The sequence below is a fragment of the Neobacillus drentensis genome (assembly GCF_036966985.1).
Classification (GTDB): Bacteria; Bacillota; Bacilli; order Bacillales; family Cytobacillaceae; genus Neobacillus; species Neobacillus drentensis_E.
Genome location: NZ_JBALSN010000009.1, coordinates 13535 through 14189, shown reverse-complemented (window position 1 = coordinate 14189; position 655 = coordinate 13535). Strand labels below are relative to the sequence as shown.

Genomic DNA, 655 nt, shown 5'->3' with positions numbered 1-655 from the left:
ATACAGATCAAGCTTTTCATTTATTAAAGGATGCAGGAGTGGCCGATAGCACGGCTGTTCAAATTGTTCGTCGTATGCTGCGTGAGGGACAGATCGAAAAAGTGGGCAGTGGAATTCAGAAACCTACCTATCCCACTAAAGAATCAGCTCCAAAACAGTTAACCCATCGTTCTACCGACCAGGATATGATTATCCGTCAATTAAAAGTAAAAATAAAGGCACAGGATGAGCATATAAAAGGAATTGAACATCTCCATCAGACCTCAGTCGCTAGTTTAATTCAGCAAATAGACAAATTAAAAAAAGATATGATTCACCTTATAAAAGAGAAAAGTGAATTACAAAGGGAAACCAAGAAGTTACTAAAAGAGAACATTAATTTGACGAATGAATTGCTAAAATTAAAAGGTGAAGTATTAAAAGGAAATCAAAAATCTGATCAAGCTGATGACGTTCCTCCTTCTTCTGCTCCTATAACCATTGATTACCGTCAAAAATTGGGTCTTTCAAAAATGGCGAGCGATAAAGAGGTATTAACAAAGTATAAAAAACTATTAAAAATAACACACCCCGATCATGGCGGCAATGCAACGGCGTTTCATTTCATAAAAACAGATTATGATCAATTTAGACATAGTATCAATTTGAAATAGGT

General features: G+C 35.4%; 1 pseudogene. It reads left to right on the top strand.

The window, feature by feature from the left end:
* Positions 1-653, top strand: a pseudogene (locus tag V7659_RS00620) (hypothetical protein); the annotation flags it as partial.
* Positions 654-655: the final 2 nt, after the last annotated feature.